At 36.8% G+C, this 14,768-nt stretch carries 13 protein-coding genes; 9 read left to right on the top strand and 4 right to left on the bottom strand.

The window, feature by feature from the left end; genetic code table 11:
• Positions 1-330: 330 nt before the first annotated feature.
• Positions 331-1,005, bottom strand: coding sequence for a DUF4294 domain-containing protein (locus BLQ00_RS13750; RefSeq protein ID WP_229792635.1), 675 nt, complete (start codon positions 1,003-1,005; stop codon positions 331-333).
• A gap of 149 nt (positions 1,006-1,154) precedes the next feature.
• Here BLQ00_RS13750 and BLQ00_RS13745 point away from each other — a divergent pair, with 149 nt between their 5' ends.
• The 4 genes from BLQ00_RS13745 to BLQ00_RS13730 all read left to right on the top strand — a co-directional run bounded on the left by BLQ00_RS13745 (position 1,155) and on the right by BLQ00_RS13730 (position 6,359).
• Entirely contained in the window at positions 1,155-2,243 is a 1,089-nt protein-coding gene (locus tag BLQ00_RS13745; protein WP_093144887.1) for a M42 family metallopeptidase, read from the top strand.
• A gap of 189 nt (positions 2,244-2,432) precedes the next feature.
• Positions 2,433-3,893 (top strand): hypothetical protein, encoded by a 1,461-nt coding sequence (locus tag BLQ00_RS13740; RefSeq protein ID WP_093144886.1) that lies wholly within the window; start codon positions 2,433-2,435, stop codon positions 3,891-3,893.
• Between the two features lie 83 nt (positions 3,894-3,976).
• The gene (locus tag BLQ00_RS13735; protein WP_093144885.1) at positions 3,977-5,410 is read left to right on the top strand and encodes an MBOAT family O-acyltransferase; all 1,434 of its coding nucleotides are present in this window, start codon (positions 3,977-3,979) and stop codon (positions 5,408-5,410) included.
• 49 nt (positions 5,411-5,459) lie between these two features.
• Positions 5,460-6,359, top strand: coding sequence for a hypothetical protein (locus tag BLQ00_RS13730; RefSeq protein ID WP_139149419.1), 900 nt, complete (start codon positions 5,460-5,462; stop codon positions 6,357-6,359).
• 4 nt (positions 6,360-6,363) lie between these two features.
• On the opposite strand, the gene BLQ00_RS13725 is transcribed toward BLQ00_RS13730, so the two are convergent.
• Positions 6,364-7,731, bottom strand: coding sequence for an alanine/glycine:cation symporter family protein (locus tag BLQ00_RS13725; RefSeq protein ID WP_093144883.1), 1,368 nt, complete (start codon positions 7,729-7,731; stop codon positions 6,364-6,366).
• 75 nt (positions 7,732-7,806) lie between these two features.
• Here BLQ00_RS13725 and BLQ00_RS13720 point away from each other — a divergent pair, with 75 nt between their 5' ends.
• Complete coding sequence (locus BLQ00_RS13720; RefSeq protein WP_093144882.1) at positions 7,807-9,081, top strand: acyloxyacyl hydrolase; 1,275 nt, start codon at positions 7,807-7,809, stop codon at positions 9,079-9,081.
• Between the two features lie 67 nt (positions 9,082-9,148).
• Here BLQ00_RS13720 and BLQ00_RS13715 read toward each other — a convergent pair whose 3' ends face one another.
• Together BLQ00_RS13715 and BLQ00_RS13710 are read right to left on the bottom strand one after the other, a co-directional pair.
• Entirely contained in the window at positions 9,149-10,096 is a 948-nt protein-coding gene (locus BLQ00_RS13715) for a phosphoribosylaminoimidazolesuccinocarboxamide synthase (RefSeq protein WP_093144881.1), read from the bottom strand.
• Positions 10,097-10,098: 2 nt separating this feature from the next.
• Complete coding sequence (locus BLQ00_RS13710; RefSeq protein ID WP_093144880.1) at positions 10,099-11,052, bottom strand: PhoH family protein; 954 nt, start codon at positions 11,050-11,052, stop codon at positions 10,099-10,101.
• A 109-nt stretch (positions 11,053-11,161) separates the two neighbouring features.
• Between BLQ00_RS13710 and BLQ00_RS13705 the strand changes: the two genes are divergently transcribed.
• The 4 genes from BLQ00_RS13705 to gldG are packed head-to-tail and all read left to right on the top strand — an operon-like array spanning position 11,162 to position 14,744.
• Positions 11,162-11,992 carry an SAM hydrolase/SAM-dependent halogenase family protein gene (locus tag BLQ00_RS13705; RefSeq protein WP_093144879.1) on the top strand — a complete coding sequence of 277 codons (831 nt, stop codon included), beginning with the start codon at positions 11,162-11,164 and terminating at the stop codon, positions 11,990-11,992.
• Between the two features lie 53 nt (positions 11,993-12,045).
• Positions 12,046-12,339: a putative quinol monooxygenase gene (locus tag BLQ00_RS13700; protein WP_093144878.1), complete on the top strand. Its 294-nt coding sequence runs from the start codon at positions 12,046-12,048 to the stop codon at positions 12,337-12,339.
• 3 nt (positions 12,340-12,342) lie between these two features.
• Positions 12,343-13,056, top strand: coding sequence for a gliding motility-associated ABC transporter permease subunit GldF (gene gldF / locus BLQ00_RS13695; protein ID WP_093144877.1), 714 nt, complete (start codon positions 12,343-12,345; stop codon positions 13,054-13,056).
• Positions 13,056-14,744, top strand: a complete 1,689-nt coding sequence (gene gldG / locus BLQ00_RS13690) for a gliding motility-associated ABC transporter substrate-binding protein GldG (protein ID WP_093144876.1) — start codon at positions 13,056-13,058, stop codon at positions 14,742-14,744. The genes gldF and gldG overlap by 1 nt, the downstream gene beginning before the upstream one ends.
• Positions 14,745-14,768: the final 24 nt, after the last annotated feature.

The following is a 14,768-nucleotide window of genomic DNA, read 5'->3' as shown; positions in this document are numbered from 1 at the left end:
TCTCGCAACTTTAATTTAAAGTTTTTTTAAAGTTAATTTACCTTTAACCACTAACCATTTGAGTGCGAGTAAAATCAATCTAAAAGTATTTTTTACCCTTTTATACCTTAATATATATGCCCTATTTGAAACCCCTACCCCGCGTTAAGGATAGAGCGGCCTGTTTGAGCGCATGCAAGGCACGTAGCATCGCGAGTAGCGAAAGCCTGACTTTACACAAAAACGAAGTGACTGTGTAAAGAAACGCCAAAAAAATCAATCTACTTAAAAAATAAAGAGCGAACCACTAAAGTACTAAAAAACAAACTACTACGCAAGTCTGTTTTGAATTTACTTTTTAGTAGCCATTTTATTCCAGTAACTCGTGAGGTCTAAGTAATCTATTTTGAAGGCTGGTTTTTGACGTTCGAGGATGTTTACTTGAAACGAACGCTCTAAAATGTCTTCGATAAGGTAATCTTCTTTTACCTCGAAAGGGCGGTATTCTTCTTTGATAGTAATGTCGAACATATTTGCTGTGGTATTATACCAAAATGCTCGCCAACCAGTACGAAGTTCTTTTACTAGATCGAAAGCGGTACGACCTGTTTGTCGGTGAATTAACTTTACTAAGATCTGACCTTCGGTGCGGGTTAGTTTTTTTAATTTTTCGGAAAACTCTTCTTCTATGTATTTTTGCACACGTTTTGTATAGCGCTTCCGATCCTTTTTACTTTCTATCGTCTTTAATCGCTCGGTCATAGTGGTGAGTCGCTCGGATGCTAATTTGGCATAGGGATACACTTTTCGAGTTTTACGACGGAGAATAAGGTAGCGTCTTCGGTCTTCTTTGGAGGTAAATTCCATTTTATTTAGTAAAACCACTTCTTCCAAATCGATAAACTCCCTCGGAATGGAATCGCCCTCTATTATATAGTAAAAGGATTCGACGCTATCATTTTTCTTTTCTTGATACGTATCTATTGTTTGTGCATTGGCATCTGCTCCTATGAAACTAAGAACCATGCACAGAAAAAAGGTTATATGTATGCTGTTGACTTTCATTTTGGGACTATCTGCTAAAATCATTCCAAAATTAAACAAAATGCACATCTTCAGTTATTAATAAATCACTAATTTTGGGGTATTAATTCATAATTCTGAAAAATACACGTATGGCTACATCTATATTGAATAAAAAATCACTTTCATTTCTTGAAAAATACTTGAACAATGCCTCTCCTACTGGTTATGAGTGGGACGGACAAAACATTTGGATGGATTATCTGAAGCCTTATGTAGATGAATTTTTTACAGATACCTACGGAACAGCAGTCGCAGTAATTAATCCAGATGCTAAATACAAGGTTGTGATTGAAGGGCATGCAGACGAAATTTCATGGTATGTAAACTATATTAGTGATAATGGTTTGTTATATGTTGTAAGAAATGGAGGTAGTGATCATCAAATTGCTCCTTCGAAAATTGTAAACATCCACACCAAAAAAGGGATTTTAAAAGGTGTGTTTGGTTGGCCTGCTATTCATACGCGAAACAAAGCCAAAGAAGAAGCCCCGAAACCTGACAATATATTTATTGATGTAGGCGCTATAGATAAAGATGAAGTTGAAAAAATGGGCATTCACGTTGGTTGCGTTATTACCTACCCTGATGAGTTCCATATTTTAAACGGCAATAAATTTGTATGTCGCGCATTGGACAATAGAATGGGTGGTTTTATGATTGCTGAAGTGGCTCGTTTACTACACGAAAACAAGAAAAAACTACCTTTCGGATTGTATATTACAAATTCAGTACAGGAAGAAATTGGACTACGTGGCGCACAAATGATCGCCGATCGTATCAAACCAAATGTAGCGATAGTGACCGACGTAACCCACGATACGACAACACCAATGATTGATCCGAAAAAACAAGGATTGGCAAAAATTGGCGCAGGTCCCGTAATTGCATACGCTCCTGCGGTACAGCAAAATCTTAGAGATTTGATTATTGAAACAGCGGAAGCAAATGAAATTCCTTTTCAGAGAGCTGCTTTATCACGAGCTACAGGAACAGATACTGATGCCTTCGCCTATAGTAATGGCGGAGTTGCAAGTGCTTTAATCTCACTCCCTCTTCGTTACATGCATACTACGGTAGAAATGGTGCATCAAGATGATGTTGAGAATGTTATTAAGTTAATCTATCAATCATTACTTAAAATTGACAGCGGTGAAACTTTTAGCTACTTTAAAGAGTAGTTTTTACTTAGGTAATTTGTAAGAATTTCCGCTATTATTTCAACAAGCCTCATAAAATGCTATTTTTCAGTATTTTATGAGGCTTGCTTTTTATGAGTTTTACAATGATTTAATCGTATGATAACCTTGCGGGTGTTTTAAAAATTTTATTTTTGAGACAACCTTATATAAACAAATTATAAAACCATTATGAAAAAATTATTTTGCGCTGTTGTAGCGACGTTTGCACTAGTATCGTGTAGTGTAGATAACAATGAAACCATTACAAATTCTGAAAACTTGACGTATCAAGTTACAGATGAGAATACTAATGTAGGAACCTATATTGGCGTTTTTACAACAAATAATTCTGAATACAGAGCTACTGTTGAAATTACGGTGCCTGCTGTTGTAAGTGCTGCAGAATCTCAAAGTGGCTATGCTACGGCAAAACTTACTTTTAACACTGGAGCCATTGTATATGCAACTGCTTCTAAAATTGTTAAAGCTGGCGAACAAATTGAAAACTTAGAATTTTCTACTCAAAACTTATCGTTCAACTTTACTGTAAACAATGACGGTACCGCTCCGACTGTTTCTAATGTAGTATATAATACATTAGAAAGTAGTGTGTTGATTGCTAAATATTCACAAAGAGCTCCCGTAAGCCCTATTCTAGGTTCTTTTACTTGTACAGATTGTGGAACACACCCTACAATGAATACTGGTGTAACACAAACTTTTAACGTATTAGCTGTGTCTGACAATGGTGACGGAACTGCTGACATTAGCACACAAGTAATTTTGAATGATATCGAATTTTTAGGAGACGGACTTCAAGGGGACTGCGCTGTGAACGGGACTTTAACTACTTGTGATGCATTTGGAGAAATTTCTATCTACGGAAACTCTACTGTAACTTGGGAAGGTTCTCATACGTACAATAATGAGCCAACAGGTTCAAATGATTGTTCAGATTTTAACGGTACTTGGTCTTGGGCTTCTACTGCTTGGGGTGAATTAACGGGTACGTTCCAAAGTGATGACAATTGTAATCCTTCTGTTGAGTTATTAAACGAAAACTTTAATAGTTTTACCGGTACTGGATTTAGTCCAGGAAGTACTGCTGATGACTTAGATTCTAACATTTACATTTGCACAGGAGCTTCTTCTGGTGCTGTTGCTTACGGTGAAACTAAATCTAGTGGCGATTTTGGTAGAGGTACAAGTACAGGTGGTGTTCAGAGCGGTGGAATTTATGCTTTTAATACGGACGGTGCTGGTGATATGTGCTACGGTGTTCAACCATCGGGTAATGATTTTACTCCTGCTACAATGGAAGTTAGAATTCAAAATACAACAGGAACTGCTCTATCTAACTTTACTATATCTTATGATATCAAAGTAAATAACAATGAAGGAAGAGCTAGTTCTTTTAACTTTTCATATTCTAATGACGACTCAACATTTACAGATGTTGCTGCCTTAGACTACACTACTCCTGTTTCTTCAGATGTATTAGGGTTTGTTACTGTTTCTAAAACTACCACGTTTGCTGTTACCGTTGCGGATGGTGATTATTTATACCTTAAATTTTCATCAGATGATGATGGTGGATCTGGAAGTAGAGATGAATTTGGTTTAGACAACTTAGTGGTTAGCGGAAACTAATTCCATACAACTATAAATTATACAAGAAAGGCTACCAATCGGTAGCCTTTTTTTTATCTTTAATCCCAAAATAGAAATACTAGGTGTTATTTAACTCGTTCGACTTTGGGCTTTTTCTAGTCATTGTATATGCGCTCTATTGGAGTATTGGCACACACAAACGCGTTGCTCAAAATGCATTGCTTCTTGTTGCGAGTTATGTTTTTTACGGGCTTTGGGACTGGCGTTTTTTGTCGCTCATCTTTTTAAGTTCGATTATAGATTACGCAGCCGCTTTAGGAATTGCAGCAACCTCTAAAAAATCGGTAAAACGCTGGTTTCTCTACGGAAGTATTACCTGGAATTTAGGTGTGCTCTTTGCTTTTAAATACTTTAATTTTTTCCTAGAAAGTTTTAACACCTTAATTTACGATTCCCCTCCTACTGACACCTATTACTTTTGGAATGTAATTATCCCTGTCGGACTTAGTTTCTACACCTTCCAAACGATGAGTTACACGATTGATGTGTATCAAGGAAAAATTAAACCTTCAAAAAACATCTTAGAGTTTTTGTGTTTCGTGAGTTTCTTTCCGCAGTTAGTGGCGGGTCCTATAGAACGCGCTAGAAATTTATTGCCTCAATTTACAAAAGAGCGGTCTTTCAGTTTAAAAGAGTCCAAAGAAGGCTTGCGTCAAATCCTATGGGGATTATTTAAAAAAGTAGTGGTTGCAGACAATGTGGCCGTTGTTGTAAATGCAGTCTATCCCGATTATGATGTGCAAGGAAGCTCGATGCTTTTGTACGCTTCAGTCCTTTTCTTTTTCCAAATCTATTGTGATTTTTCTGGATATAGCGACATTGCGATTGGAACCGCAAAATTGTTTGGTTTTAAATTGAGTACTAATTTCAATATTCCGTACTTATCACGAAGTGTTTCCGAGTTTTGGCATCGTTGGCACATTACCCTTACACGATGGTTTACAGATTATGTGTATGCACCAATCGCACGTTTAAAAAAGAAAAGTTACGCTTTTAAAACCTTTGCGCTATTTATTTCAATGACGCTCATTGGTTTCTGGCACGGTGCCAATTGGACTTTTATTGCGTTTGGAGCCTTTCAAGCCTTCACCATTTCCATTGAGCGAATTCCGTTTAAAGTTGGAGGTAAAAAAGTAACGCTTATTACCTACCTCACTAAAATTCCTTTACCGCTCACCATGATTTATAGTTTTACATTAATCGTGATGTCCTGTATCTTTTTTAGGGCTGAAAGTCTTGAGATGGCATTTACCATTATGGAACGCATTGTGTCATTTATTCCCACAACCAACTTTAGTTTTATTATTGGTTGGAAAGTTTTAGTGATTCCAGTTTTAGTTTTAGCTGAAGTATTTACACGTTCTAAACCGTATCCATTTATAGAATTAGAAAAACAGCTAAGTAGACCACTTCGATGGATTTTATATTACACGTTAATTTTTATCATATTTAGGTATGCAGGACCGCAAGAAGAGTTCATCTATTTTCAATTTTAATAAAAAGCAACAGTCTTTTTTTAAAAGCGTACTGGTATTTTTTATACCCGTGGTCGCTGCCTATACCTTTGTTGAAGTCTTGGTATCGCAACTTCCTTTTCAATATACGATTATAGCTGATTATATTGCTTCGGAAGGATCTAAAATTGATATTATTACAACAGGTTCTTCTCAAATGAAATGTGCCGTAAATCCAGCTTTTATGAAGGAGCCAACGTTAAATTTTGGCTCTACATCACAACACCACAACACCGATTACGCCATTATAACGCAAACACATGATAAACTAAAAAATGTAAAATGTTTGGTTCTAGAAGTATCCTACAGTCACTTTGAGCTTCCGCATAACGCACCAACCTTTTGGAAAAACAACGTATATCTGAAGTATTACGACGTTAATAATTTTGATAGAACTACCTATTTTAAAGACAAGCTCATCTTTTTATCCAGACCCGATATTTACACCAAAGAGCTTACAAATCATTATTTAAAAAAGAAAACCACCTCACAGTTCAATCGCTTTGGTTTTGACGAGAATAATTACAACGGATCTTTTAAGAAAAGTAACTATGACGAAGCTAAAATTCCGACTGTAAGCAGTGAAATAAATACTTCGGAAAGTCTGCAACTCTTCAAACATAATACTGCTTTTTTCTTTACATTCTTAGACTATCTTGAAGCCAATCATATTAATGTAGTACTTACAAGTTTACCCATGCACAAATACTACCTACGCGATCGTAATGAAAACATTCTACATCGAAGAGACAGCATTTTAAAAGTAGCTTCTGAACGATATAAAAACGTGCATATTTTCAGAAAAGAAGAAGATACTCTTCATTTTAAAACTTCAGATTACATCAATCACAATCACTTAAATCCTGATGGTGCTAAAAGGTACACTGAAATGCTCGACACATTTATTGAAGCAAATCACCTTCAGCAGTAAAAAACTACATCTTCTTAACGTATTTTCTCACTTCTTTTATCACTCTAGGCGCCAATAAAAGGGTACTCAACATGGTTGGAATTGCCATTAAAGCAAAGAAGGTATCGATTAAATTAATCATCATACTAAGCGATGTTGTAGCTCCAATTAAGATACTTGCAATGTAAAAATAGTTGTAAATCGATTTGTTTTTTGCGCCAAATAGAAAGGACATACACTTAGTTCCGTAATACGAATACGAAAACAATGACGAGATACTAAATACAGCGATACAAACCAAAAGTGCATATTTACCAACTCCTGGAATACTTTCTTGAAAAGCAGATGCTGTTAAACTCACTCCGTTGGCATCACTCGATTGCCAAACTCCTGTTACCAAAATTGCCAAGGCAGTAAGCGTACAAATTAATAACGTATCGATGGCTGGTCCTAACATTGCGACCAATCCTTCTCGGACAGGCTCACTCGTTTTTGCAGCGCCGTGTGCCATGGGAGCTGTTCCAATTCCTGCTTCATTGGAAAAAGCTCCACGTCGGATTCCGAGTAATATCAATCCTCCTAACACGCCACCTAAAAAGGTATCTCCTTTGTAAAAAGAAGCTGAAAAAGCATCGCTAAAGATTAAGGAAAGGTATTCTGGAACCACATCAATATGTACAAACAGAATAATCAAAACCATAATAAGATACACCGCGACCATACTTGGAACCAATCGTGACGCTGTTTTGCTAATTCTTGAGATTCCGCCTAAAATCACAATAGATGTAATTATGGCGAGTACAATTCCTATGATTAAATCACTCCAAATACCTGCGTATAAATTGGCGGGCTTTAGTAAAATATCGTTAATCGCTTGTGTTAATTGGTTCACATTAAAAACAGGCAATGCCCCTACCAATCCCGCGATACTAAAAAAGATGGCAAGTGGTTTCCATTTTTTTCCCAAGCCTTCGGTTATAAAATACATCGGACCGCCTTGTTCAGTTCCTTCGCTATCTTTTCCGCGATACATGACCGATAATGTTCCCGTAAAAAACTTGGTAGACATTCCAATCACAGCGCTTACCCACATCCAAAAAACCGCTCCAGGACCTCCAATTGCGATAGCAACTGCAACTCCTGCTATATTTCCCATACCAACAGTAGCCGATAATGCTGTTGTTAACGCTTGAAAATGACTAATTTCTCCAGCATCACTTTCATTGTCATATTTTCCACGCAATACGGCAATAGCATGTCCTAAATAACGAAAAGGCAAAAACCGAATTCGGTAAAGCAAGTACAAACCGCCACCAATTAGTAAAATTAATAAAGGTAATCCCCAAGCAAATGATGCTAGATTGGCTAAGAAAGTATCAATGGAACTCCACATCTTTAGAAAAATTTTTAGCGAATGTAAAGCTTAAATTTTTAAAATTACATTAGATATTGTTACTTGCATCGCTGAATGACAAAAAAATTATCCTACTTCGTAATTCTTTTCAGCATTGCTCTTTTTGCGCAACAGGAAAAGACACCCTCTACAACAAACAATTTTGTTTTTACACCTGAATTGCTTGCCGGAATTACTGCGGAAGCGAACTCTAACTTCCCTGAACATTCGTTTCAGAAGCAAGTACTCTTCAATTTTGGATGGGAACAAGATGGAAATCCGCAAGAATGGGCGCAACGTTTAAAAGGCCCTAGAACTGGAGTTAGCCTTGGACTTGCCGATTTTGGAAATTCGGACAGTTTAGGAATTGCCATTAGTGCGATGCCGTTCATTGAGTTTAATGTCTTCGGAAAGAAAAACTTAAAAGTAGTTGTGGGTACAGGTGCTTCTTATTTCAACAAAAAATACAACCCCGAGACAAATCCCAATAATCAGGCAGTAACTACAGATGTAACGTGGTCGTTTCGCATGTTTATGCACTACCAAATTCGTTCGTCTAAAGCAATTGATTGGCGACTTGGCGGAGGATTCTTTCATCATTCAAACGGACACACCAAACTACCGAATCAAGGTTACAACTCATTTTTGGTCAGTCTTTCGGCCGATATAAAGAATACAGATCATACGCCTCCGAGTTTGCTTCCGAAGGAAACCTTTGAAAAAACAAGCTACCATTACTTCTCTATTCGAACAGGCTATGGCGCCAATGTATTAGGAAAACCTGAAGAATTCAATACAAAAAAGGGCATATACTCACTAGCCGGAACGGTTGGAAAAGTGTACAACAATACATTTAAAGTAGGCCTCGGATTCTATTATCGCTATTATCAGCATTATTACGACTACATCAAAAACAATGAATCATTAGTACAAGAAGGACGCGAATTCGATCATTTTACGGAGCGTCCGTGGCGGTATGCTACCAATTTTGGAATCTCTGTCAATGGAGAAATTCTTTTAAATCACTTCGGAATTGATCTACAGCTAGGGATTAATCTACACAAACCTGCGTATGCAATCGATTGGCGTATTAATCAAGGATGGGCCGTTGTACCAAGAGTTATTCCTGAAAACAGCAATATTGTTTTGGGAGAATTAGAAAGCAAGTACAAACTGAAGAAAACGATTTCATCCAGGATGGGACTTAATTATTATCTTCTTGGAACCAAAGATGCTCCGAAACATAATGTGTTTATTGGATTTCATATCAATTCGAACCTTGGTCAAGCAGATTTTACCGAATTGAGTCTTGGGTATGTTCATAATTTGGGAGCTACCTCTAAAAACTAAAGCGGTTTAAAAAGTACTATTTGCCATCAAACAATACCTTTTAAACCGCTCTAAAAGAACAGTACTTTTACTTTAAGTACGCAAGTACATTCTTTTCAATTCTATTTTGTATGTCAGACACATCAGCTTTCACAAATGTTTCGCCTGTAATATTTTCATACAATTCAATATATCTTTCTGAAACAGATTCGATATATGCATCGCTCATAAAAGGAACTTCTTGTCCTTCTAAGCCTTGAAAGCCATTTTCAATGAGCCATTGACGTACAAATTCTTTTGAAAGTTGCTTTTGAGACTCTCCTTTTTTCTGTCTTTCTGAATAGCCTTCCGCATAAAAATAACGAGACGAATCTGGCGTATGGATCTCATCGATTAGAACAATTTTTCCATCTTTTGTTTTACCGAATTCGTATTTCGTATCTACTAAAATTAAACCTCGTTTTGAAGCAATTTCACTTCCACGTTGAAACAATTTTCGCGTATAGTCTTCCAACTGAAGGTAATCACTTTCAGAAACAATTCCTTTACGAATAATATCTTCACGAGAAATATCTTCATCATGATCGCCCATTTCAGCTTTGGTAGCAGGTGTAATGATAGGCTCTGGAAATGGATCATTTTCCTTCATTCCTTCTGGCATTTTCACACCACACAACATGCGCTCTCCTTTTTTATAGGTTCTAGCTGCGTGTCCACTCATGTAGCCACGAATAACCATTTCAACTTTAAAAGGTTCACAGGCTTCTCCAATCGCAACATTAGGATCGGGAACCGCTGTAAGCCAATTTGGAACCAAATCTTCCGTATCCTTCATCATTTTTGTAGCAATCTGGTTTAGAATTTGTCCTTTATAAGGAATTCCTTTCGGCATTACTACATCAAAAGCACTTAATCTATCAGTTGCAACCATTAATAAAGTATCGTTTGCCAATGTATAGACTTCGCGAACCTTTCCGTGGTATAAATCCTTTTGTCCTGGGAATTTAAAATTAGTGCTTGTAATTGTTTTACTCATTATTAATCTACGTTTTCAATATTTTTATAAGCGGCGATAACTTCTTTTACCAATCGGTGACGTATTACATCTTTATCATCTAAATACACCATTCCAACTCCTTTTACGTCTTTAAGAACTAATAAAGCTTCTTTTAGTCCTGAAATAACACGTCGTGGTAGATCTATTTGTCCAGGATCTCCGGTAATCATAAACTTTGCACTTTTTCCCATACGCGTTAAAAACATTTTCATTTGCGCATGCGTAGTGTTTTGAGCTTCGTCTAAAATCACAAAGGCATTGTCTAAGGTACGACCTCTCATAAATGCCAAAGGTGCTATTTGAATCACTCCTTTTTCTATAAATGATTCTAGTTTTTCATGCGGTATCATATCCCGCAATGCATCGTATAAAGGTTGCATGTAGGGATCTAATTTTTCTTTTAAATCCCCTGGAAGAAATCCTAAGTTCTCTCCAGATTCTACTGCAGGTCTTGTTAAGATAATCTTCTTTACCTGCTTGTCTTTAAGCGCTTTAACCGCTAACGCAACACCTGTATAGGTTTTACCAGTTCCTGCAGGTCCTACTGCAAACACCATATCATTTTTACCCATTAATTCTACCAACTTTCGTTGATTGGCAGTTTGGGCTTTTACTAGTTTCCCTCCAACACCATGCACTAATACTTCTCCAGATTTGGAAGAGGTTTCGTACTCATCCTTATTTCTACTTAACAACACGCGTTCTATTACATTTTCGTCTAATTTATTGTATTTCACGAAATGTTCTAACAACATGGTCATCCGTTTATCAAACTCTATCAATTCCTCTTCATCACCATAGGCCTTAATACGAGTACCTCTAGCGACAATTTTCAGTTTAGGAAAGTGGTTCTTTAAAAGATCAATATTTGCATTCTGAAGTCCAAAGAAATCAACCGGACTAACTTCTGTAAGTTCTATTATTATTTCGTTCAAACGCGATGGGTTTTAGAATTATTCAGACAAAGCCAAAAATAGTTTTGCTACTAACAAAAGTAACCTATTTTTGTATTACTTAAATTAACAAAATATCAACAATTAGCATATGGCTATCATAACCCTTACTACCGATTTTGGAGAGAAAGATCACTTTGTTGGCGCGGTAAAAGGAGCTATTTATAGTGAATTAGACGCGGTTAGGATTGTTGATATCTCTCATACCATCTCTCCATTCCATCTTACAGAGGCTGCATATATTATTCAAAATGCCTATCGAAGTTTTCCTCCAGGCACCATACATATTATTGGTATTGACAGTGAGTTAAATCCTGAAAACAAGCACATTGCTGTGTTTCTAGACGGTCATTATTTTATATGTGCAAACAATGGTATTATTTCAATGTTAGTTAATGAAATAAATCCTGAAAAAATTGTCGAAATTAATATCCACGATCGTGTGAGTAGTAATTTCCCTGTTTTGGAAGTATTTGTAAAAGTAGCCTGTCATATTGCCCGTGGCGGAACCTTAGATGTTATTGGTAAATCTATTTCAGAAATAAAACAACTCACAGGCATTAAGCCTGTTGTAAATTCTGAAAACAACCAAATTATGGGGAATGTCATTTATATCGATAACTACGGAAATGTTATTTGTAATATTACCAAAGATAAGTTTAACGACGTCGGAAAAGGACGCGACTTTAAGATTGTAGCGCGTACTGCTACTTTTGAAAAAATACACACGCATTATAGTGACGCCATTAATTTTGATGCACCTCCTGAAAGAAGAGAAGAAGACGGTAAAAAGTTAGCGCTTTGGAATTCTTCTAATTACCTTGAACTTGCGGTTTACAAAAGCAATCCCACCACCGTTGGAAGTGCTTCTACCCTCTTCGGACTAGGTTTTAGAGACACCATCACAATAAACTTTAGTTAAAAATAGAACCTTAAAATCATATTGGATTTTAGTACTTTTGAAATTTAAAACATATGTTCACAAGAATTGTAAAAATGGAGTTTGAAGCAGAAAATGTACCCGCATTTCTAGCTAACTTTGAAACTGTGAAATCGAAAATTAGAAATTATCCAGGTTGCCTTTTTTTAGAACTGTATAACGACAAAAAAGAGCCGACCATTTTCTTTACCTATAGCAAATGGGAACATGAAAATGATTTGGAAAACTACCGCCATAGTGAATTATTCAAGGGCGTTTGGGCAACAACAAAACCTATGTTTCGTTCTAAAGCTCAAGCTTGGAGTGTAGATACCTTGTATAGCGAATAATGTATGATTGCAATTCTTAAAAAAGAAATAAATTCATTTTTTGCCAGTCCGATAGGATACTTGGTGATTGCCTTATTTCTAATAATTAACGGCCTCTTTTTGTGGGTGTTCTCTGGAAACTACAACATTTTTGATGCTGGTTTTGCAGAACTCTCTACCTTTTTCGAACTTTCCCCTTGGGTGCTTCTTTTTTTAATTCCAGCTGTCACCATGCGTGCTTTTAGCGACGAAAAAAAGATGGGGACACTAGAGCTATTACTCACCAAACCGGTATCTCTTCAGAACATTGTACTTGGAAAATATTTTGGCGCTGTCATCCTAATTCTCATCGCTTTAGTTCCCACATTATTATACGTGGTGACTATTTCTAGTTTAGGAAATCCCGCCGGGAATTTAGACTTAGGGAGCACGGTCGGGTCCTACACCGGACTCTTCTTTTTAGTGATTGCCTATACTGCCATTGGAGTTTTTACGTCAACTTTATCTCAAAACCAAATTGTCGCTTTTATCAGTGCCGTTTTTTTGTGTTTTTTTATGTACTATGGTTTTGAAGGCCTTTCAACACTTTCTTCGAGCTTTTCTATTGAGAGCTTCGGAATGAAAGCACATTTTGATAGTGTTGCACGAGGGGTTTTAGACACCCGTGATTTAATTTATTTTATTAGCATTGCAACCTTATTTATTGGTCTCACTGTTTTAAAACTTCGGAAAGAGTAGTGAAAAAGTCAAATAAACATACCACCAATTTTATCTTCTTACTTGTAGCACTTGTATTGCTGAATGTGATTGGAAGCTATGCATACAAACGTTTCGACCTTACACAAGACCAAAGATACACCCTTTCGGAAGCTGCTAAAAATACCATCGCAGCGGTAGATGCGCCTATCGTAATTGATGTCTTTCTGAAGGGAAACTTTCCGCCAGAATTTAAACGTCTTCAAACAGAAACAAAACAATTATTAGAAGAGTTTTCAGCGTATAACAACAACATTACCTTTGAGTTTATCAATCCGTTGGAGGATGAAGAAAACCCTGAAGCGGTACAACAACAATTACAGCAACTAGGACTTACCACTGCACAGGTAGAAGTTCGAGAAAACGGAAAAGTAAGTACCGAATTTGTCTATCCTTGGGCACTCGCCTACTTCAAAGATAAAACGGTTAAAATTCCTTTGCTTAAAAATCAGCTGGGAACCACTTCCGAAGAGCGCGTAAACAACTCTATCCAAAACTTGGAATATGCCTTTGCCGACGGGTTTAATAAACTAGTTACACCTAAAAAGCGTAAAGTAGCGGTTTTAAAGGGCAATGGAGAGTTAGACGATCGATATATTGCCGACTTCTTTACAACTCTTAAAGACTATTATTACATTGCTCCTTTCACCTTAGATTCGGCAGCAGTGGCGCCAGTAAAGACACTTGAAAGTATTAAAGAATACGATTTAATCGTTGTCGCTGAACCTACAGAAGCCTTTTCAGATGCCGAGAAATACATTTTAGATCAATATACCATGAACGGTGGTGCTTCATTGTGGCTAGTAGATAAAACACGCTTTGAAGTGGATGAAATTACAGGAAAATCGTATGCTGTTGCAACAGATTTAAACCTTACTGACTTATTTTTTAAATACGGTTTACGCATCAACCCGAAGCTTATGAAAGATGTGATTTCGGCTCCTATTGTTTTGGCTTCAGGAACTGAAAATGACTCACAATACAATCGATATCCTTGGTTTTATTTTCCGCTTTCTGCGAGCCAGAATATGCACCCTATTGTGACCAATATTGAAGCCGTAAAATTTGAGTTTGCGAGTCCGATAGACACGCTTCCCAATGCACTTAAAAAGACCGTACTTCTTAGTACTTCTAAGATTTCAAAAGTAATTGGAATGCCCATAGAAATTAACTATGATATCGAGATTCCGAAAAACTTAAGCGTTTTAGAAGAAGGTCCAAATCCTGAAGAATTTTCAGCAGGTGAAATTCCATTAGCCGTTCTTTTAGAGGGTAAATTTCCTTCCGCATTTACCAACAGAGTAAAACCCTTTAAACTTTCCGAAGATAAAACAGAGAGCTTTACCACAAAGATGGTGGTGATTAGCGATGGAAGTATTATTAAAAATCAATTTCAGGGAAATAGACCGTTGGAATTAGGCTTCGATAAAATGACGCAATCTTTCTATGGAAACAAGGAATTTTTGCTGAATACCGTCAATTACCTCTTGGACGACAGCGGACTTATAAACATTAGAACCAAGGAAATTGCGATTCCATTTCTCGATACACAAAAAATGGCAGAAGAACGCACCCAATGGCAAGTCATTAACCTCTTGTTACCGTTGGGTTTACTCGCTTTCTTTGGTTTCGCATTTAACTACTATCGCAAACGCAAATACACACGCTAGTTGTTAATAAGTTTGTTTTATGAT

The sequence above is a fragment of the Ulvibacter litoralis genome (genome assembly GCF_900102055.1).
GTDB classification, from domain to species: Bacteria; Bacteroidota; Bacteroidia; order Flavobacteriales; family Flavobacteriaceae; genus Ulvibacter; species Ulvibacter litoralis.
The sequence above is the reverse complement of the archived record's forward strand: the minus strand, read 5'-3'. Positions and strand labels throughout refer to the sequence as shown.